Raw genomic sequence first — 20,340 nt, 5'->3', positions numbered from 1 at the left:
GCTTAACTTTCAGTCAATATTTTCATCCAAAGAGGCTTTATGTTTTCCCAATCAAACTCCTCAGCCTTTTCCCTACTATTTCTACTTAATTGCTGTGCATACCCAGCATCCTGAAGGATGCTCAAAATCGCTTGGCTTAATCCTGTTGCATCATCTGAATCTACCAAAGCACATTCTTTTTCAGATACCAAATAAGGCACTCCTCCCACCTTGGTACTGACCACACACATCCCTAAGGCCATCCCTTCAATTAGGCTGATAGGCGTATTGTCAATCAGAGGATTGGATACCATGATATCATAATCCTTACTTAAAGCGATCCATTCATTTTTGGGCATTTTGGGCCTTACTTCTACGATGCCTTCTAAGCCATGACCATAAATAAAGTTCATGACTTCCGGATAATGAGGCTCCTCCGGATTGCCGAGCATCAATACTTTCAGGTCTTGAACCTGATCTTTCAATAAATGGACCGCTTTTAAAGTCATCAGGGGATTATACGGATTTCCAAAGCCCCTTATAGCCAAAATCCTTGGACGGATACTTTTCCTTTGGTAATAGGGATATTCTGAGAGTGGAATAATATTTGGGATTACCTGAACCTGAAAGCCTTGTTGGTTAAAAAAATCAGCCAAGTAATGGGAGGGGGCGATGATATGACAGGCTCTATTAAAAAGCCATTTAACTTTTTTTGAGCTTACCTGATACCGATTGGGTAAGTTTCCACCATGTAAAGACAGGACATAAGGTTTTCCAAAAATATGAGCCAGGATTCCTAAAATAAATGCGTATTGGAAAGCCAAAGTGGAATACACATCGATAATGATCTTATCCGAGCTCAAACCATATCTAAAAAAATGGAAAACCATATCTGCAAACCTAAGCCCTTGATTTTTTTGAGAAGAGGCTGTTTTGACTTCACAAAACTCCCCTAACAAAGGCTCTAGCGTCTCTAGTACACTTTTCACTTTCTTGTAAGCAAAAAATTTATTTCCTAGATACAGTACCTTGACCATAAACAATATAAATCGTGCTTAAACCCATCAGAAGTGGAGTAATATAAGTTCGGGTGGCAGCATGAAAGGTAGTGTACCAGCCCACTACCAAAAAAGCTAATAAAATACTTTTATATAGATTGTCATTAGGGCTTTTATAAACCTTGAAAAACAATACAATCACAACAACAATAAAGAAAATACCAAAAATTCCATGTTCTGCAATCAGACGGCTTATCTCCACATGCGCGACGACTCCATTATGTTCTTTTCTTAAGTACCTGGATGCACCAGCGCCAACTCCTAAAAAGCCAAAATCTTCGATTAACTCCAAATCACTTAAAAAAATATCAAAACGGTTCGTTGTTAAAGTATTCAGAGTTTTTTCCTTATTTCCACTCAGCGTACCAGCAGTTTCTCCTTGATATCTTAACAATAAATTCCCTCCAGTTACAGTGTTGGCAATCACTACGCTGAGACCTAGAAAAAGTAATGCAGGCAAAAAGTATTTTTGAGCCTTTCTAAATTGTATATGGGCCAAAGATTTTTTGGAAACTTTTGTCATAAAAAACAGTATGACAGCAATTCCTATGGCCCCTCCTATCATGCCTCCTCTGGAAAAACTCAATAAGCCTTGAAAAGTAAATAGCATGACCAGAAAGAGGTCTATCCACCGCTTTCCCGCAATGGATACTTGATTCAACCAAAGATAAAAACTCAACAACATTCCCAAACCAAAAGCAGTAGCAACCTGATTGGAACCAAAGCCCCCTGTGGTATCAAAATTCGCCCCTAAGGTAAATTCTATGCTATCCAAATCAGGTGTTTTAAATACCGTAAAAGCCAAGGCGCTGACCAAAGGTAATGTCAACAAGATGATGATTTGATGGAATCCTTGAGGCGTAAACTTTTGTTTGGAAAAATACCAAATGGCTAATCCCACATTAAAGGCTCCAAAAAGATTGAACCTTATATCTACTTCTCTAACTTGTCCAGACAAATCATAAAATAATGCTGGTACAAGTAAAAGCAGCAGCACTAAACCAATTATTCCCTTATTACTGCCTTTCAGTATCCCCAAAATCAATAACGCCATCAACAAATACTTGCCCAATTCATAAGGTATAAAAGGAGAAGTTTGGGCCATTCGGGCAATCAGTTCAAAGGAAGACAAATAAACAATCAGGTAGGATAAGGGGGCATCCACTGGTTGTTTTTTAAAGAGCAAAGGAGATGAAAGTAAAAGAAAAGCATAAAAAAATGCAATCAATGGGAAAGGGGAAAAAGCAGAAACCACCCCCAATCCAATATGGAAAAGGAACCAGAAAAAGGGCTTTTTATGATAAAGCAGTGACTTGACCATCAGGAAGCAATCAGTTCATAATAAGATTGAAGAAATTTCTTCGCTCCATACTTCTCTTCCACATGTTTTTGAAAGGCCAATCCCATTCCTTTTGCATCTTGGGGATGCTGAATCAAGTAGCCAAAAGCCTCTGCCATAGCTTCAGCATTCTGGGGAGGAATAACTTTTCCAAACTTTCCATGACCTACCACATCGGCGCATTGCCCCACATTGGTCACTACAACAGGTAAACCTGCTAAGCCATACTCCAACAAACTTACGGGAAGACCTTCAGATATAGAACTCAAAACTCCTAAATCGGATTCCAAAAGAAGAGATTCCACATCATTTACTGCTCCTGTGATGGTTATCCTGCCAGTCAATCCCTTATGCGCTATCTCCTGTTCAATTTCTTTCTGATAAGCATCTTCCAAAGCATTTCCGGCCAAAACCAAGCGGAATTCCTTTTCTGAATTACATTTGACCAGAATAGAAAATGCTTGGATTAATGTTTTATGGTCTTTTTGTGGTCTTAAATTTGCCAAACACACTATCTGAATATATCCTTTTTCGGTTCTTTCGCCCTGCATACTTAAGTATGGGAAATTTGGAATGTAAGCAATTTGGTCTTCAGAAACATTTAAATTTTGAATATTCCAATTTTTCAATCTTTCATTGACGGCAATCACTTTATCAATTTTCCCGGACAAAAGCCGTAAGAGAGCTCTGTCTTTATCTGTTAATTGTTCACTCATGCCATAATGGTCATGAAAAACCAATTGAAAAGAATGCTTGCTGATCATTTTTGCTAAAATTCCCCAGATGATGGACGAAGAATGGGCGTGCAGTACATCCGGTTGAAACCGCTTGATGGTTTGAAGAAGTTTCAAAAAAGCAGGCCAATCATAAAATACTTTTTTCTCCAACAGCACCAACTCAACTTCTCCTGACAATTTATTCTGAAGACCACCTAAGGACCTGCTGACGATCATCATCACTTCTTGGCCATCAGCTTTGAGCGCATACGATATATTTACTGCCATACGCTCGGAACCACCGGTATTAAGGGTATCTATGTATTGGATAATTCTCAAGGACGTATGAGTTGTTTAATTTCTGTTTCAAAACGTTCTGTAGTAAACTCTCTTGCCCATTCCATACCCTCTTTGATCATGGCTGCTTGTTTTTCTGGAGAATTGACTAATTCCTGAATCCTTTCTACCATGTCTTGGGCATCAGGTTCACATAAAAGACCTCTAGTCTCATATCCTAACATCTGAGACACACAGCTTACTGCCGTGGTAACAGGAACACAGCCCCACCACATGGCTTCGGGCACAACTTTGGGCCAACCTTCCGACCGAGATCCAAAGACCAAAAAATGGGCTTTTTGAAATTCTCTTTTAACTCGTTCCCCATCCACATTCCCAAGAAATTGTACGCTTTCATCTAATTGATATTGGGTTGAATAGGCTACCAGCTTTTCTTTTTCAACACCTTCACCGCAAAACACCAGACTTGCATTTAAGCCTTTTTCAAGCATTCCCTTCAAAACCTCCAAAGCCAATAGAGGCCGCTTATTAGCGGTCAAACTCCCTACAAAAATCAGGTTTATTTGTTTACGGATCTCTGGCTTTAAAACCTCAACTTTATCTTTTTCCGAATAAGAGGCTGTAAAAAAGGGTTTGATATTTTCGGTTCGATCAGGCCATTCCCCATAGACCAAAACCTGCATGTTTTTGGTCAAAAAAGTATTGCGCAAAATCCGCTGCTGGAGACGGTATGACCAAGGCTGTCGACTGTTCCAGTCCCAGTTGCCTGCATACTTGGCCGTTTTTTTCTTTTTGGAAAAAAAAACCTGAACCATCGCCCCCAACAAACCCATATTACCTGGACAACGAAGGTGGATATGATCTGCATGGCGCATGGCTGAAAAAATCTTCCATAGAATCCCGGGGGTTTTTAATAATGCCTTAAAAAGATTTTTAGGACCTACCAGATTAAATTGAGGTACCTCGACAAATTTTATCTGTTTGGATTGATACGCAAGATCAATTGCTGAAGGAACTGCAACTTCCTTTGGCGCTACCACGATTAATGAATCGATATGCTTTTCCCACAGATTCATTTCCCGGATATAGGGACCATATCCCCAAATTTGGTTTTGATGAGATTTGTGGAGAACGTGGGAAATAATCAAAAACTTCATTTCTGAATTTTTGGAGGGTCAAACCACAAAGAAAACCATCCAATGGTGCGGCCTAGATATTCCTGAAAAGCACCTTTTCGGTCAGGTCCGGTAATGACGTTCAATAAGCGTATCTGCGCCAATAAAAAATCAGTAGCATGCCATTTAAACCTTGCTTTCAAGGAATTTTGAGGAAAGCGCTGTTTCCAGACATACCATCCATTGCGCACGACCATTTTTCCGTATTTGTACTTATTCGGTCTTCCACCGGGTTCATGGTAATGCCAAACCTGCGCATTGGTATTCACATAAAGTTTTCCATAGGACAATGCTCTCACGCAAAAATCAAAGTCCTCATATAGACCATACCCCTCAAAGTAAGAGGAAAATGATATTTTATCGAAAATATTTTTTTTATACGTAGCAATGCCCCCCATAAAATGCTCCACCTCATAGACTTTCCCATTCAGAGGAAAACCGCTTCTCCCATGGGAATAATCAGGAATTAAATCCGGCTGGAGCTCAGGCATCAAACCAAAAAATTTTCTGGCTTTATACCGGAGTGGTTCCTTTTTCACCCAGCCATCCAAGATATAATATTCAAACCTTGGGTATGATTTGGCTGCATCTAAAGGTTTATAGGAATTATCTTTTAAATCTATCCCACCTACACCAACAGCATTTGGGTACTGGATGAATGTTTTTTCAACTTCTTCAAAGTAATTGGGTTCTAAGACAAGATCATCGTCCAAAAAAGCTATGAAATCAGCATCTGAACTTACTTTGCTTACTCCAAAATTTCTTTGCCTGGTAAGTCCACGATGACTGCTATCAACCAAAAAATAACTAACATTGAATCGAAAATCTTCTTCTTTAATTGCCATCTCAGTAGCATCATCCGTTGAACCGTCAATGATTAAAATCTCATTGGGAATATATGTCTGATTATCAACTGACTTCAGCAGTTTTACAACTGCCTGCGGACGCATGTAGGTACAAATGATAAGAGAAATTTTCATTTTACGGTAGGCCCTGCAAATGTAATAATTTCATTATGCCTGAATTTTACTGTCTTATATGGATAATTAATAGATTCAAAATAATTTTCTAACCACAAGTATGTTGGTATTCCATTTACAATATGATAAGATGCAATCGCTAAGTTAGGTTTTAACTTGCTTAGCATCTGTTTAGCACCTTGTATGGCTTGAATTTCAGCTCCTTCAATATCCATTTTAATAAAATCAAGTTTTAACAGATGGTTATTTTCCGCCCATTTATCAAGCGTGATTGCTTCTTTCTTTACAATTTTATTTGAATCCTCAATATACAAAGCTGATGATGCAACTGTTCCTGATTCACAAAAGTCGACCATTTCATTGTTATTCCATATTAAATGGTCTAACATATTGATATTTTTAGGGCAGTCTTTATTCAGTGCAAGATTTTGCTTAATATAATTTCGATTCATAGAATCAGGTTCGAAAGAATATACACGTCCACTTTTCCCAACTTTCTTTGAAAAATATATTGTTAAATGGCCAAAGTTGGCGCCTGCATCAATAATGTAATCACCTTCCTTTACCTTATAATAATGCTGATAATAATCGAAGTCTGGGGCAATATTATATAATGCTTCCGCAGTTTGAATAGTTATACTATGGACATTGGTCTGATAAATGTTTGAATTGCTAATGGAAAATTTATACTTTGAATCATTAAATAAATTATAGAACCACAGTTTTATTTGTTCTTTCATTCGGCCCTTTGGTACAAATGCGGATAGAATTTTTTTGGATGATTTTTTCCAATTCATTTAATTATCATGATATTAAAGTTTTTGTTTTGATAACATAAATACAATCTATAAAAACGATTTTATTTATGTATATTCATTCATAACACTTCTATAGTACTTAATATTTTGTTTAGCTATTAATCGATTATCAAAAGCGTTCTCCACTCGTTTACTTGCATTTGATCCCAGTATTTTCATGAGTTCAACATTTTGTAATAGCAGAACAATATTTGTTGCGAATGTTTGATGCTGCGAAGGATGGCATAATAACGCATCCTGCTCATGCGTAAGCATTTCGGTAGCCCAACCAATATTTGATGCAACAATTGCTTTGCCCATTGCCATAGCCTCTAACCAAGAAACAGGCAGCGCCTCAGCATAACTTGGAAAAATACAAACAGCTGCTTTTTCAATATATCCCTGAATTTCCGAGTAAGGTTTCTTACCAAGATATTCCACACGCTGCTTTGCTTGCGCTGAAAATTGAGGCAGCATCAGTTCCCAAGTAGAAAACCCACCTGTTTGAATATCTGCAGAATCACCACCTACCAACAATAATTTAGCTTCTGGATGTTTTTCAAGTACTTTATTAAAATAATGAGGGATATCCAATACACCTTTTTTCCTGATCAGTGTACCAAAATACAAGATCATATTAGGATCCTCTTGCGTAGTTTTAGAAATAAATTTCTCGGTATCTACACTGTTAGGAATAACCTCATACTTTCGATTGGAATGAAACAATTGATTGGTTAAAGAACCAACAAAATCACTCACTGCAATAATTGCACGAGCTTGCTTGAATGCTGTTCTTTCCTGGATATTATTCCACCATTTGACTGGTCTTTTATCCAAATGACAAAAATAAGTATCGCTTCCATGTAACCTCATGACAACAGGACAATTGATTTTCATCCAAGCACTGATACCCGTCCAATCCGCCACCTCGAGAATATCAATCTTGTGGTCTTGTATAGCTTGGTTGATTAGCTTTTCGATTTTCTTTCTAGTCAACCACCAGCTTAAACCTTTAAACCTTACATTCTTTATCCTGTAAAAATGAATACCTGAATCATGATAATACTCATCATTATCTTGCCCATAAACAAAAATCGTCACGTTTACTCCCTTTGCAGTTAAAGATTGGGCCAAGTTAAAAATACTGGTGCCTAATCCTCCGGAGCTTCCGGTTTTGGGACTTGGATATTCTGGAGTTAAGAAGGATATGTGCATTCAATTTTGCTCTTCAAGAATTGATTTAATCGCCTTTGCTATTCTTTTAGAAGAACTTTCCACAGGATGTTGCACTATTATTTCAAACCATTTTTTTGTTATACTGACATTCATAGACTTTTGAGAATTGCGTGTTTCATGGATGGCTTTAAAGAAATCGGCCTTAGAATTAATCCAACCTACAGCTTGCTTATCTGGCATACTTCTGAAATGGATATAATTATAAATTTGATTTATTGACCAATTCAAGTCTTTATTCTCATCAACTTCGTAATTAATGTAAAAGCATGGTTTATCGAAATTCGCAAAATCAAATACCATTGAAGAACCGACATTAACCACACATTCTGAATAATATACTGAGCTAACGAGTAACTTGATATCATTAGGCATTGCCATCACCTCATTCCACGCTTCGCCAACTACTCTCCATTCTGGGTCTATGGGTTTGATTATTTCTTTGAACTGTTCTAAAACCAAATCGTATCGATTGGATTTATCTACGGGGCACCTGCGAAAAAGGATCCCAACTTTTTCATTGCTTCCTTTTGATTGATTATAATCTTGTATTAATTCAGCTAAATCTCTTAAATAATTTGGATCAAAGGGACTTGTAGTAATATCATCGCCAGAGAAACATATATATTTAGTATCACTATTTAACCCAAATTGACTATAAAATTCATCTTTAGGGATAATATTCTTCGAATCATAATAAGGTTCAAATTGTGTGGTACCAGTAACTTTAATTTTTTCTTCACCTATTGAATAATAATCAATCAGTTCATTCTCCATGTATTCACTCCAAACAAAATAATAATCAGTGTCGACGACCATTGTAGCTTTTGGCAAATTATCCCATGAAAAAATAAATGCACTTGTAGGAATTCCCAGAGATTTTGCTGCTAAAATAGGAGCTAAGGATGATAGTGCCCTTTGATTAGTTGAAAAGATAAAATCTGGTTTTTCTTTAATCAACTGATTTTTGCAAGCTTTATAAAAATCGGTATTTGATTCTAAAAAATTCAAAAATTTTTGAGCACTTAATGGACCAATAATTCTGAATATAAATTTAAAAAGAAAGGATGAATAATTCTTAATCAAGGACTTCAAAGGTTTATTCTTGTTTTTAAACTTATAGCTCAAATAAACCTCATCTTTTTTTATTTCTGCAAAATGTTCTAAAAATAAATCAATTTTAGCACGCTTCACCAAGTCACTCAAAATATGGAATTTATTTCTTGGAACAGGAATACTTCGTAACCCGAGACTATTTAAATCAAACTTGGTATTGTTCCAAAAAACAACTTCCAAACCTGATTTTTTTGCTTCATCCACAAAATTTGTATAAGCAAAATTTCTAAGTCCCACTCCATCTGGAAGAAGTATCAAAAGCTTTTTCACTTTTTAGAAATTATATTATAAATGTTTATAAGTTTTGATTCAGGAACTAAAAAAAGGATTTTTGTCAATTTTTCGGTAAGGGTTAAATTAAAAAGGCAACTATACAAAGTTATGCAACAATAATTAAATCCATTTAAAGGATTAAGAATCCAAGTTTTTATCCAAAGAACTTATTTTTTAGTACTAGTACCGCTTCTATTGTTTCTTTTTTGTTTACTTTCAAAAACAAAAAAATATAGAATGATAATATTAAGATTAAAAAAGAGAATCCCGTGCCAACATCAGTGTATTCAATTCTTAGGATACAAGAAATAATTAATATTGCTATTAAGATAAAATCAATTTTAAAGGATTTTAATGTTTCATTAAATTTTATTCCTGTTAAAGAAATACCTACAAAGATTTTAATTAGGTCAAACAAAATTGAAATTGTACTATAAGTTAAGATGTAAATTAAAATTTGATCTGGAAAGTAAATTCCAATAAATAATAAGGATATAATTAGCGTCAAACCTTTCATCAAGGTTAATTTAGATACTATATCTGGACGTCCAAGCCCTGTTAAAATTGATGTAAATGGAAAAATTAAAGATAAAATTGAGTAATACAGTAATATAACTCTTATTAAATCAACAGTATTTAACCATTTATCAGTGAATAAAAAAATTACAATTTCTTCAGTAAATAAAATCGCAATAGTTAAAATGGGAAAATTCAAAAAACTTATCAATCTTTTCAAAATTTTTAAATTATAAAAAAGTTCAATTTGGCCTGCATTGTATCTAGTTACATAAGTCATGATTAATTGTTGTTGGGGCATAACAAAATAATTAAAAGGCATTGCAGCATTTCCCCAAGCAAATCCATACCTTCCCACAATATTTTGTGGGAAAAAAAGTGTTAAAAAAATCCTATCGACTTGTTGTACAAGATATATGCCTACAGATCCAAAGAGAACATGTTTGCCAAAATTGAAAATTTCTTTGATTTTGCCTTTATCCCATAAAAAATAGGCATGTCTATAAGGCTGAACAGATCTTAAATAGAACATCCTCACCAAACTGCCTAATACTGGCCCCACACCAAAAGAATATCCTCCAAAACCCAAAAAGGCAGAAACCACCTTTCCAATGGTTGCAAACAATTCTTTAAAAATATTTCCAATAGTGATTTTTTTGAATTCCATATTATCCTTCAAGAGCGTTTCTTGAGGAGCATTAAAGCCCTCCAGCATTAAGGAAACTGCCATCATCATCAGGATTCCACCAGTGGTTCTATTTTCGGTGAAAATGAAAAAATAAAACCCAATTACTGTCTGAACTACAAACATCAAAAAATTTGTCAGCAATCGGAGATTAAATACCTGTTCTAAAACTTTTCGTCTTTCTTCTTCATTTCCTTTATGCTGTAAATAAAAAAGCTCATAGCCCATTCCTCCTATTTGTGTGATCAGGCCAGCAAAGATTGCAGATAGAACTAAAGCACCATAATCTTCCTCAAAAAGAAGTCGTGCCAAAATAACAGAACTAACAATGGAAATCCCTTTGGAAACAAAACTGCCGATCATTACGGCTTTTCCTGCAGATATGACTTTTGACAAAACTTATTTAAGGATTAAATTCAAATTCACCCACTGCCAAACAAAAAAACTATTATCGCTTTGTCCTTTCTTATAACTATTCCATCCTTGGTCGAGCCTATTTTTATCAAACCTAGGATTCGATTGAAGGGCTTGTATGCGATCCTCCACAAAATCTGCAAGTGGACCACCTATCCACTCCCGCTGTGGGGTTTGAAGGGGTCGCTTAGGCGCTAAAGCAATATCTCCCAGACTTTGTTGCACCAGTTGACGAAGCACCCATTTTCCTTGCTCCCCTTTGATTTTCATCTCGGGCTTTTGGGCAAAGCCCATTTCCACCAAGCGATAATCCAGAAATGGCTCCCGAAGCTCCGTACTGTGCATCATACTGATGCGGTCATTGAAGCGCAAGGCCCTTGGGATTTTGGTGTAAAAAATATCACGATACTGTTTGTTTTGAAGAGCATTGTCGAAAGGTTGTGGATATTCTATTTGCCTAGCCAAAGCAGCAAAATCGGGATTCAACACTTCCGCCCGTGTAGGAGAAGTATTTATCCCTTGCACTACCGCTTGAGAATTTGTTTGGTAATAATCATACCCTGCCCAGGCCTCGTCCATCCCTTGTCCATCGAGTAGGACTAGAATTCCCTTGGCTCTTGCCGCCTTAAAAATTTTGGAATAGGCCAAGGTAGGAAAACCACCATAGGGTTCATCCTGATAATAAGAGACTTTTTCAATCAAGTCAGGAATTTCTTCTACCTCTAAAAGAACAGGATTCAAGGGGCTTTTTGTTTTAGCAATCAAATCCTGAACCCAGGGAAGTTCATCGTAGCGCTCATCACCCGTATAGAAGGTAAAGGCTTCAATATTTTCTGTCTGTCCTTTTTTGACCTGAGAAATCAGGGATAATAAAGTAGAAGAATCCAAGCCCCCGCTTACATTAAAGCCTACCGGTACATCCGAGCGGAAGCGTAGCGCTATGGAATCTAAAAGCAGCTCCAAATAATCTGTTTGGAGCTTTTTCGCTTCTTCATAAACCTTTTGCTGCTTAACATGCGATACAAAGTCATGATAGACTGAGATACGTGGTTGTAGATTTCCAGAATTTATTTGCAAATGATGCCCAGCGGGGACTTGCTGTACATGTTTGTAAAATGTTTCGTTAGGATATCCATACGAACCGTGCACCAAGTAATCCGCCCATACCACTTCATTGGCAGATGGATCTACACCTGCTGCCAAAAGGCTTTTGATTTCACTGCCAAACAGGAATTGGCCTTGATGAAGGGCATAAAAGAATGGCTTGACACCGAATCTATCCCTAGCTGTAAACAGTAGCTGTTCCTCCCTATCCCAAATCGCAAAGGCAAACATCCCATTCAGGTAATCCAGCATCTTCGTGCCATACTGAATATACATGGCAAGTATTACTTCGGAATCGGAATTGGTCCGGAACTTATAATCCAGTCCTCGCTTGATTTCGAGGTAATTGTAAATCTCTCCGTTAAATACCAACACATACCGACCGCAGGTGCTGATCATGGGCTGATTAGCAGCCTCCGAAAGGTCCAAAATAGATAAGCGGTTGTGCCCCAAACAAATCCCTTCCTCTGACCAAATTCCTTGTGCATCAGGACCTCTGTGCGTTTGCTTATCCAACATGCGTTGGACAAGCATCTTATTGTCCAGATGCTTCCCTACGATACCGGCTATTCCGCACATGGATAGAGTTGTTTATAGGTTTGTTCTGCCTCAGCCCAATCCTCCAAGGTATCGAGATTGGCATAGTATCTAGAATCAGAAATCATTCCCACCGTATTACCTCCTACCAATACATTTCTTTCTTTGATGAGAGATACTTTCGAAATATACACCGATCCATCCCGATGGTAAGCCTTTGGTAATTCCTGCCTTCGGGGTATTAAGGTAGCTTCACCTGTAGCGATGGAAAGATGCCCGGTAGTATCCATTTCAAAAGTCCAATGGGGATTGTATTCGTGAGGAACCTCTAAGACGGATACCAAAGAATCCGCATGGGTCTCTATAAATTTTTGAATGCAGGCATCTATAAAGCCTTTGGGTTTAAATGGACTCGTTGGTTGCAGCAAACAAACCGCGTCAAAAAACTCTCCTTTTTCTTCTAAAAATTGAATAGCGTGAATCACTACATCTATGGTAGGAGTTGTATCGAGTGCCAATTCAGCAGGTCGGATAAATGGAATTTCTGCTCCATACTGCTTTGCCACTTCCGCAATTTCTTCAGCATCGGCACTGACGATTACTTTATCAACCAATTTAGCTTGAAGCCCATCTTGAATTACATAAGCAATCAAGGGCTGATTGCCTAATACCTTGATATTCTTGCCGGGAATACCTTTAGAGCCCCCGCGGGCAGTGATTAAGCCTAGGATTTTCAATTAATTAATCTTCTTAACCTATATTTTAGAGAAGTTGATACCTTTTCTCGAAAATAATAAATAATATTCGATGATTTCTTGTTATTTAACCTGTAAATGGTGTACCCACCTTGGTAACCTTCTTTAAATGGAGACCATGTATAATTCCTTTTTAATGAAATTACATGACTCACCAAAGCCTCTGGAAAAATCTTATTTAGTAAGGTTCGCTGATCTTTCCTATCACCTTCTATGAATATTATTGAATTTGAATGAACTATAGATTTTAAAAATCTTTCGTCTTTAAATGTTCCATCCACAATAACCAAATCAAACTTTTGTCCAATGTCTTTAAAATTTAGAAGATGATGAAAATTTTCATCTTTAAGTAAACCAAGATTTTCATTAAAAGCTTTTATACAAAAATCATTATCCTCGGTACCTACATAGGATATATTCCTATCAATAGTTTTGACCAAATAAGGAATAGTTCCTATGCCAATTCCAAACTCAAAAACCGACTTGATTTTATTTTTCTTAATTAATTTTTCTATTCCTTTTAAAGCATTTTCTGAGGCGATGTGTTGCGAACCTTCCAGAAAAGAAAATTTTTTAAAAATTTTATTATAAACCATAATTAGTAATTTAATGTCTTATGGAACCTCAATGGCAGTTGAGCCAATAATCTAGCGATTTGAATCCCCGCATCTCCTCCACCATATACATGGGAAGGTTCAGGCCTTCCTTTATGGAAAAAATGCTGTACCGCTGCGGCAATGGCTTCTCCTTCATAGCCTACATCCATAACATTCTCTCCTCTTGCCCGCTTATTTTGACGGCTGCCAATATTCACTACCGGAACTCCCAAATATGCACATTCCCTAATCCCCACACTTGAATTTCCAACGAGGCATTTGCTGTTATAAAGGAGTTTTAAGAAATCTTCCCCTTCCATATTTTTGAAAAAGTGTATATGCGAAGTTTGATACTTCTCACGAAAAGCACGAATTCCGGCAGAAGTTCCATCTGCACCTGCATCCACATTGGGCCAAAACCATAGAACGGGGAAACCAATATCTTTGATGGCGTATAACGTTTCGTTGATATGCTTACGGGAATCTTGGTATTCGTTGGTAACCGGGTGTTGCATCACTACTACATAACCCTTGGAAAGGTCTGGGCAGGCGCCAACGCCTCCGTACTTTTTATAAGGGTCGAAATCTAAGACTGGGTTTTGTTTTACTTTATCCGCGAGGTCTATGGAAGGACATCCCGTATTGAAAACAGTGACTGGATCTTCTCCTAATTTAATGACGCGCTCATAGGCATCTTGGGAAGCCACAAAGTGATAGTCTGCGAGCTTGGTGATGCTGTGTCTGACTTTTTCATCAATATTGCCTGTGATTTCTCCACCTTGGATATGGACCAAGGGGATATTCATGTAAGTAGCGGAAATCGCTGTGGCCATAGTCTCAAAGCGGTCGGCGATGGTGACAACCATATCGGGTTTGAGGTTATCAAAGACCGTTGACAGTTCTAAGATACCGATCCCTGTTGTCTTGGCAGCTGCGGCAAGGTTTTCTCCCTCAAGGACGTTAAAGACCTTGGCTGCTATCTGAAAGCCGTCTTTTTCAATGTAGTTGACAGCCGAGCCATACCTTTCTAAGAGAGCAGAAGAAGCTACGACAAGTTGCAGTTCCAAGTCAGGATGTTCCTGAATGGCCTGCAAAGCGGTCTTGACCCTACTATAGCTTGGACGGGCGGTGATGACGACGGCTATTTTTCTTTTCTTATTCATGATTTTACCACAAAGCACACGAAGTTCACAAAGACAATTTTTAAGAAAAATCTAAAACAAATCATTAAGATTCTTGGTGTTCTTTGTGACCTTAGTGGTTAGCATTTTATTTTAAATCCTCTTCTCTTAAAAAATCCCATTGATTTAAATTTTTATTCAAAACTTTACCAATTACTTGTTGAAAAAACTTCGCGGGAATCCCTTGATCGCTTGGTTTTTTGCTTTCAAGATCTTCTCGGCGAAGGACATGACCAGCTTTCAAAGCTTTATTGACAGCCAAGGACTTCCCAAACATGGTTTTCAACTCACTGTATTTTGAAACATCCAATTTTGAAGCATCAGCAGCAAAGGATTGTTCGAGCCTCCTTACCGAAGCCACCAATTGCTTGATTTCATTGATTTCCAAGGAAGCCTTGGCATCCGGCCCAAACATTCGCCTATCAAATACTGCATGAAATTCCAGAATCTCCGCGCCAAGAGCAGAAGCAGCAATGCAAGCTGTTATATCCGCTGAATGGTCTGAGTAACCTACCGGTAACCCAAACTTTTCTTTCAGTACTGCTAATTCTTGCAAGCCCCATTGTTCGGGAGCAGTAGGATAAGCCGTAGTACATTGCAAGATGGAAAGTTCATTCCCAAAGGGTCTCAAAAAATCTATCGTTTCCACCAGTTCCCTGTAATCACTCATACCGGAGGAAAGGATGATGGGTTTCCCTGTTCGGGCTATTTTTTCCAGCAACAGAAAATTACTGACTTCTCCCGAACCGATTTTATATCGCTTTACTCCTACTTCTTCCAGTATATCCACCGCTGCACAGGAAAAAGGCGAAGACATAAACTCCACTCCTACTTCATCGCAATGTGATTTCAGCCCTTTCCACTGCTCCAAGGTAAACTCCATCCGCTTCCAGTAATCCATACGTGTTTGGTCCACATAGCTGAATTTTACCCGGAAAGGTTCAGCAAGACTGCTTTCCGCTTCTGCGACATGCGTTTGAAACTTCACCGCATCTACCCCACATGCTGCTAAAGCATCGATGTATGAGTATGCGATTCCTAGAGAACCTTCATGGGCTTGAGCGATTTCTGCGATGATAAGGGTTTTCATAAAGGATAAGATAGCATTTTGATTTTGTCCAGTGCCTCGGAATGGTCACGGATTTGGTCCAGACCAAACCAAAGTGAATCTGCTGATGATGTGTTTATCTAGGTTCTATAAATTATTCTTCAAAAACTTTGAGGATATAAAATAATCTGAGATTGGGATTTTAAGTTCAAAGTGCTTTTTAAGTTCTTTGCAAAAGACTTTTTTTATTCCCACCAAAAGACCGCAGTTTTTCAGTTACATTAAAGCGATTTTTAAATTTAGCCTCTTGAACTTTTCTAGGGCTTTTGCTTAGTGAAATCCTTAAAGACCTTAACTTGGTTCTTACCAAACCTCTCGCCTCTTCCACACCCAAAGCTTCGCCCTTTCAGTCACATTATTTTTTAATGACTTAACAGAATTCAACCGCGATTTTAATGATTCAGAAGGATAAAAGGCAGATAGATTGTTTGTGACTTTTATCACATTAATATTTAATTGCCTGAAAATTAAATACTATCACAAACACAACAGCACTTTTTTGATAATTAAATGTGCTTAATGAAATACTAAAAGAAAAATTTCGGCATTAATAAAATCATTTTGTACTCAAGGTTTTATTCATCATCCTGATCTGCCACAGGCAGAAATTGATTTCCTATGCTTTAGGAGAACCTTCGCTTTGCTCAGGATGACGCTTCCTGTAAACTGCCTTTGAAAGGCCTTGCCAGCGGAGGTGAAGGATGAAGGATCTAAAGCCAGGGCCGACCTTCTCCTACCTTCGACATCAGGCTTTGAAAAACTTCCTTAATTTTCTCAGCATCCCAGCCTTCTCGCCTTCCCCATAATAGCCACCATTCCCATAACCGTATCCATAGCCATAATTGTAATACATTTCCTTCTCATCCACGGCATTGAAAATAATGTATGCATTTTGGAGTTTTTGGGAGGTTTTGAGTTGGTTGATGTGTTCTATACCTGCCTTTAGGGTATAATCATACCGCACCACAAAGAAAATCGCATCGGCCAAAGGAAACATTTCCAAGGTCTCGGACACCATGCCGATGGGTGGGGTATCCAGGATGATAACATCGTATTGTTGCTTGAGTCCGTGAATCAAGGATTCCATCATTCCATTACCGATCAATTCAGAAGGATTTGGTGGAATAGGACCTGAAAGAAGGATATCCAGATTATCAAAACCTGTGGCCTGAATCAAGGCTTCTACATTTGTTTCCTGTCCACTAAGATAATTGGAAAGCCCCTTCTCATTTTTCAGTTTAAAATCTTTGGCGATTTTAGGTATCCTTAGATCAGAACCTATCAATATGGTCTTTTTCCCGGATAGAGAATAAACAGAGGCCAGATTGATTGAACAAAATGTTTTTCCTTCCCCAGAGGCATTGGAAGTGATCAATATCACTGCCGATTTGTCCTTGGGAAGGACAAAATTCAGATTGGCACGCATTGAACGGAAGGACTCAGTAATTCCAGAGTTCTTTTCATTAAACACTATCAGGTCAGAGTAAAGTTTTTTGAAAGCGATTGAAGCCAAAATGGGTATTTTCAATTTCCTTTCAAGTTCCTTGACATCTTTGACTTTGTCACTCAGGTAAAGATTGGCCAGAACAATAAGTAATGGAATTCCCAATCCCAATACCAACGCAATCACATAATTTTTTTTGACCTGAGGAGATATCATGCCTGTACCCCTCGCATATTCAATAATTTTATTGGAAGGCGTATTGGAAGCTTTGGTGATGGCGGCCTCTGCTCTTTTTTGTGCCAGAAAACTGTAAATGTTTTCAGAAAAACTGAATTCCCTTTGTATTCTCAACAGGTTTTGTTCTTTTGATGGAAGCTTGCTGAATTCCAGGTCAATCTGTCCAATCCTGTTTTCCAGATCACGGATCAGGAAGGCTGAATTTTCATCTACGTTGACCAGGAGTTCACGGATGGAATTGTTCAGATCTTCCAGTTTGCGGTTTACTTCTCTCACAGCCGGGGAAGCTTCCTTCTGAGTGGTCATAAGGGAAGCCTTTTGGTTTTGTAGCTCCAAAAGGTTAGCGATCAGGTTGTTTAGAATAGGATCTTCTATCCCTAGACCGGAAGGAACGATGATTTCACTGTAATGTTCTTTGACCAGGTAATTCTGCAGGTTGCGGTAATATTCCCGTTTCAATTTTTCCTGCGCTAGCTCTCTATCCAATTCTGCCAACCTGTCAAAAACAGTACTTCCTTCTGAGCTGATATTATATATACGGTTAGCTGAACGGAAAGCTTCCAATCTGTTCTCTATAAAATTTAAGGTATCGGCCAGGCCACTCAATTGCTTGTCTATAAAATTGACCGTATTGGAAGCCGTTCTGTTCTTTTGGTTGAGTTCATTTTCCAAATAGGCTTCCATGAGTGCATTGAGGTAGTCGATTCCCTTTTGGGTCAGGTTAGAGTTGATAGAAAGTTCAAGAATAGAAGATGAGCGCTCTACAGGTTTCAGTTCCAAAGAACTAGCATATTGGTCGATTAGACTTTCCCTGTTCCTCAATTTGAGAAGGATTCTCCCTTGGTTTTCACCTGATGTGAGGGAAACTTTTATGCGTATAAAAGGAGTCTGCACCCATTCCCCAAAAGCAAAGTTATTAGCTTCAAGAACTGGCTTTTTAATGGCTTGGGCAGCTACGTTATTTGCATGGGTCAAGCCGTAATTTTCCTCAGGGAAAGAGATTGAATAATATTTTTTATCGCTCCATTGGATCAGTATATCACCGCCGACCAATTGGGGATGCTTCCAATCTACCTCGGCGGTAATGGGAGCATTGGGGTAAAGCTCTGTTTTTCTGAAAATTCCCTCTACATGATATTCTACCTCAAAATGGAGTTTTTCCAATGCAAGGGCTGCTACTGGCCTGGACCGCATGATAATCATTTGATTGGTAATATCCAGTTCGGAATTATTGCCAAAAGACCTGACATCAAAAAGGTTGAATCCAGATCCTTCCTGTTTGACAAAAAACTGGGCGCTCGATCTGTAAACCCTTGGAGAGTACCTGTTGAGAAAAAAGGCTCCAAAAACAAATACCATTAATGAAAATAAAACCCAGTACCAAATTCTCCAAAGCCTTCGGAGGATACTTTTGAGCTGATATAGTCCGTCCTCCTCTTCCTCTAATTGATTTTGTGGATAAATCTGTTGTGGATTCATATTATCTGTTGATGGCATTTAAAACCAAAAGTACCGCAGAGAGCGTAGTAACCCCAAGGGTAAAAGTCTGTACAAAAGTGACTCCTGTTCCCAGCTCTCTAATTTTCATCGGTTCTGCATAAAGCATGTCATTGGGTTGGATAAAGAAATATTCTGAAGTCAATAGGTTTTTATTATTGAGGTCAATCCTGAACATGCGAGTTCCTTCGGGGTATTGGCGGACCAATACCAGATCATCTCTTTTGGCTACTTCAGTGAGGTCCCCTGCATTGGCAATTGCCTCAAGGATGGTGACCCTGTTCTGAAGGATATTGTGCTTACCCGGTCTTCTGAATTCACCAAGTGCAGAGTATCTGATACCTCCCAGCCTGACCCGGACATAAAGATCTTCCTTGTTCACAAAATCCGTCATGCGTTCTTCGATCATTTTTTTGGCTTCTTGGGTACTAAGACCAGCTAAAGTGAGTTCTCCAAGCAAAGGAATCTCTACTATACCTCTCTCATCCAGTGTAAATCCTGTCATAAAGAAAGCATCCCCGCCGGCCATGGCTCCCTGCATCATCATGTTGCCTTGTATGGCTCCCATATTGAATTGGGCAAAAAGTTCATTGAGTTCCTTACTGGAAGTACGGATACTGATGTCCACTATATCATTGTATTGCAGTCTGTAATCTTCATGGCCGTAAGGCATCAATTCTGATGCATATTTAACCGGACCCTCTGAAGTATTCTTTTCCTGCAAATAAATAATGCGCTTATTGGGTACACAGCCTGTGGTATACAAGAGCAATAAAACAATGGAGGAAATTAAAAGTCTAGAGAATTTGATAGGCATTGAAAGTTTATAAGTGTTGAGTTCAAAATGAAGCTAATAAGTGTAATATGTTGCTTTTTTTCGATTAAAATTTAATAGTGAAATTCATGTAATTAGCAGTCCTATTTAAGTAGCCAAGATATAATAAACAAGACTTGATTCATAGTAAATTTATGAATTTGTCTTTATGAAAACACTCAATTTATAGCTAGGAAAATAATTATAAATTTAACCCTAATTGCGGCATTTGAGAGCCTGATGGTAAATTTATTACGGTGCTGATCAGTGCTGATCGGGATTTGCAACAGTGCTGATCGGGATTTGCAATCCCGATCCACTATACAATGGATTTGGAATTCATCCTAACCTTCAAGGTGCCAGAAAACATCAAAAATAGTTAATTAATTAAACTCCTTCCTGCAGCAGGCAGGCGTGGTTAGAAAATTCTTTTCCAATTCAGAAACGACATCCTCAACCCTTCAAGACTACCACTCATTCCTAATTCTA

General features: G+C 38.1%; 16 protein-coding genes. All 16 read right to left on the bottom strand.

From position 1 onward, the window contains the following. Positions 1-2 precede the first annotated feature (2 nt). Positions 3-968 (bottom strand): glycosyltransferase family 4 protein, encoded by a 966-nt coding sequence (locus CLV48_RS12560; RefSeq protein WP_170069023.1) that lies wholly within the window; start codon positions 966-968, stop codon positions 3-5. A gap of 19 nt (positions 969-987) precedes the next feature. Beyond that, positions 988-2,358 carry a hypothetical protein gene (locus tag CLV48_RS12555; protein WP_106567630.1) on the bottom strand — a complete coding sequence of 457 codons (1,371 nt, stop codon included), beginning with the start codon at positions 2,356-2,358 and terminating at the stop codon, positions 988-990. Then, positions 2,358-3,431, bottom strand: a complete 1,074-nt coding sequence (locus CLV48_RS12550; RefSeq protein WP_106567629.1) for a glycosyltransferase — start codon at positions 3,429-3,431, stop codon at positions 2,358-2,360. The genes CLV48_RS12555 and CLV48_RS12550 overlap by 1 nt, the downstream gene beginning before the upstream one ends. Further along, positions 3,428-4,546: a glycosyltransferase family 4 protein gene (locus CLV48_RS12545; protein WP_106567628.1), complete on the bottom strand. Its 1,119-nt coding sequence runs from the start codon at positions 4,544-4,546 to the stop codon at positions 3,428-3,430. Before CLV48_RS12545 ends, CLV48_RS12550 begins: the two co-directional genes overlap by 4 nt. Further along, a complete protein-coding gene (locus CLV48_RS12540; protein ID WP_106567627.1) occupies positions 4,543-5,544 on the bottom strand; it encodes a glycosyltransferase family 2 protein in 1,002 nt (333 codons plus the stop codon). Before CLV48_RS12540 ends, CLV48_RS12545 begins: the two co-directional genes overlap by 4 nt. After that, positions 5,541-6,284 (bottom strand): FkbM family methyltransferase, encoded by a 744-nt coding sequence (locus CLV48_RS12535; protein WP_106567673.1) that lies wholly within the window; start codon positions 6,282-6,284, stop codon positions 5,541-5,543. The genes CLV48_RS12540 and CLV48_RS12535 overlap by 4 nt, the downstream gene beginning before the upstream one ends. A gap of 123 nt (positions 6,285-6,407) precedes the next feature. Then, positions 6,408-7,556: a glycosyltransferase family 4 protein gene (locus tag CLV48_RS12530; RefSeq protein ID WP_106567626.1), complete on the bottom strand. Its 1,149-nt coding sequence runs from the start codon at positions 7,554-7,556 to the stop codon at positions 6,408-6,410. After that, entirely contained in the window at positions 7,557-8,960 is a 1,404-nt protein-coding gene (locus tag CLV48_RS12525) for a glycosyltransferase family 28 protein (protein WP_106567625.1), read from the bottom strand. It abuts the gene before it with no gap. A gap of 157 nt (positions 8,961-9,117) precedes the next feature. Beyond that, entirely contained in the window at positions 9,118-10,560 is a 1,443-nt protein-coding gene (locus CLV48_RS12520; RefSeq protein WP_106567624.1) for an oligosaccharide flippase family protein, read from the bottom strand. Between the two features lie 3 nt (positions 10,561-10,563). Beyond that, positions 10,564-12,261 carry an asparagine synthase (glutamine-hydrolyzing) gene (gene asnB / locus CLV48_RS12515; RefSeq protein ID WP_106567623.1) on the bottom strand — a complete coding sequence of 566 codons (1,698 nt, stop codon included), beginning with the start codon at positions 12,259-12,261 and terminating at the stop codon, positions 10,564-10,566. Then, positions 12,249-12,956: an acylneuraminate cytidylyltransferase family protein gene (locus tag CLV48_RS12510; RefSeq protein ID WP_106567622.1), complete on the bottom strand. Its 708-nt coding sequence runs from the start codon at positions 12,954-12,956 to the stop codon at positions 12,249-12,251. Before CLV48_RS12510 ends, asnB begins: the two co-directional genes overlap by 13 nt. Further along, positions 12,953-13,570, bottom strand: a complete 618-nt coding sequence (locus CLV48_RS12505) for a hypothetical protein (protein WP_106567621.1) — start codon at positions 13,568-13,570, stop codon at positions 12,953-12,955. Before CLV48_RS12505 ends, CLV48_RS12510 begins: the two co-directional genes overlap by 4 nt. 2 nt (positions 13,571-13,572) lie before the next feature. Beyond that, positions 13,573-14,733: a UDP-N-acetylglucosamine 2-epimerase gene (neuC, locus tag CLV48_RS12500; protein WP_106567620.1), complete on the bottom strand. Its 1,161-nt coding sequence runs from the start codon at positions 14,731-14,733 to the stop codon at positions 13,573-13,575. 106 nt (positions 14,734-14,839) lie between these two features. Next, the gene (locus CLV48_RS12495) at positions 14,840-15,841 is read right to left on the bottom strand and encodes an N-acetylneuraminate synthase family protein (protein ID WP_106567619.1); all 1,002 of its coding nucleotides are present in this window, start codon (positions 15,839-15,841) and stop codon (positions 14,840-14,842) included. Between the two features lie 763 nt (positions 15,842-16,604). Next, positions 16,605-19,019, bottom strand: coding sequence for a GumC family protein (locus CLV48_RS12490; RefSeq protein ID WP_245889547.1), 2,415 nt, complete (start codon positions 19,017-19,019; stop codon positions 16,605-16,607). A gap of 1 nt (position 19,020) precedes the next feature. Beyond that, complete coding sequence (locus tag CLV48_RS12485; RefSeq protein ID WP_106567672.1) at positions 19,021-19,761, bottom strand: polysaccharide biosynthesis/export family protein; 741 nt, start codon at positions 19,759-19,761, stop codon at positions 19,021-19,023. Positions 19,762-20,340 lie beyond the last annotated feature (579 nt).

Source organism: Cecembia rubra (assembly GCF_003014575.1).
Classification (GTDB): Bacteria; Bacteroidota; Bacteroidia; order Cytophagales; family Cyclobacteriaceae; genus Cecembia_A; species Cecembia_A rubra.
This window is presented reverse-complemented; position numbering and strand designations above follow the sequence as displayed.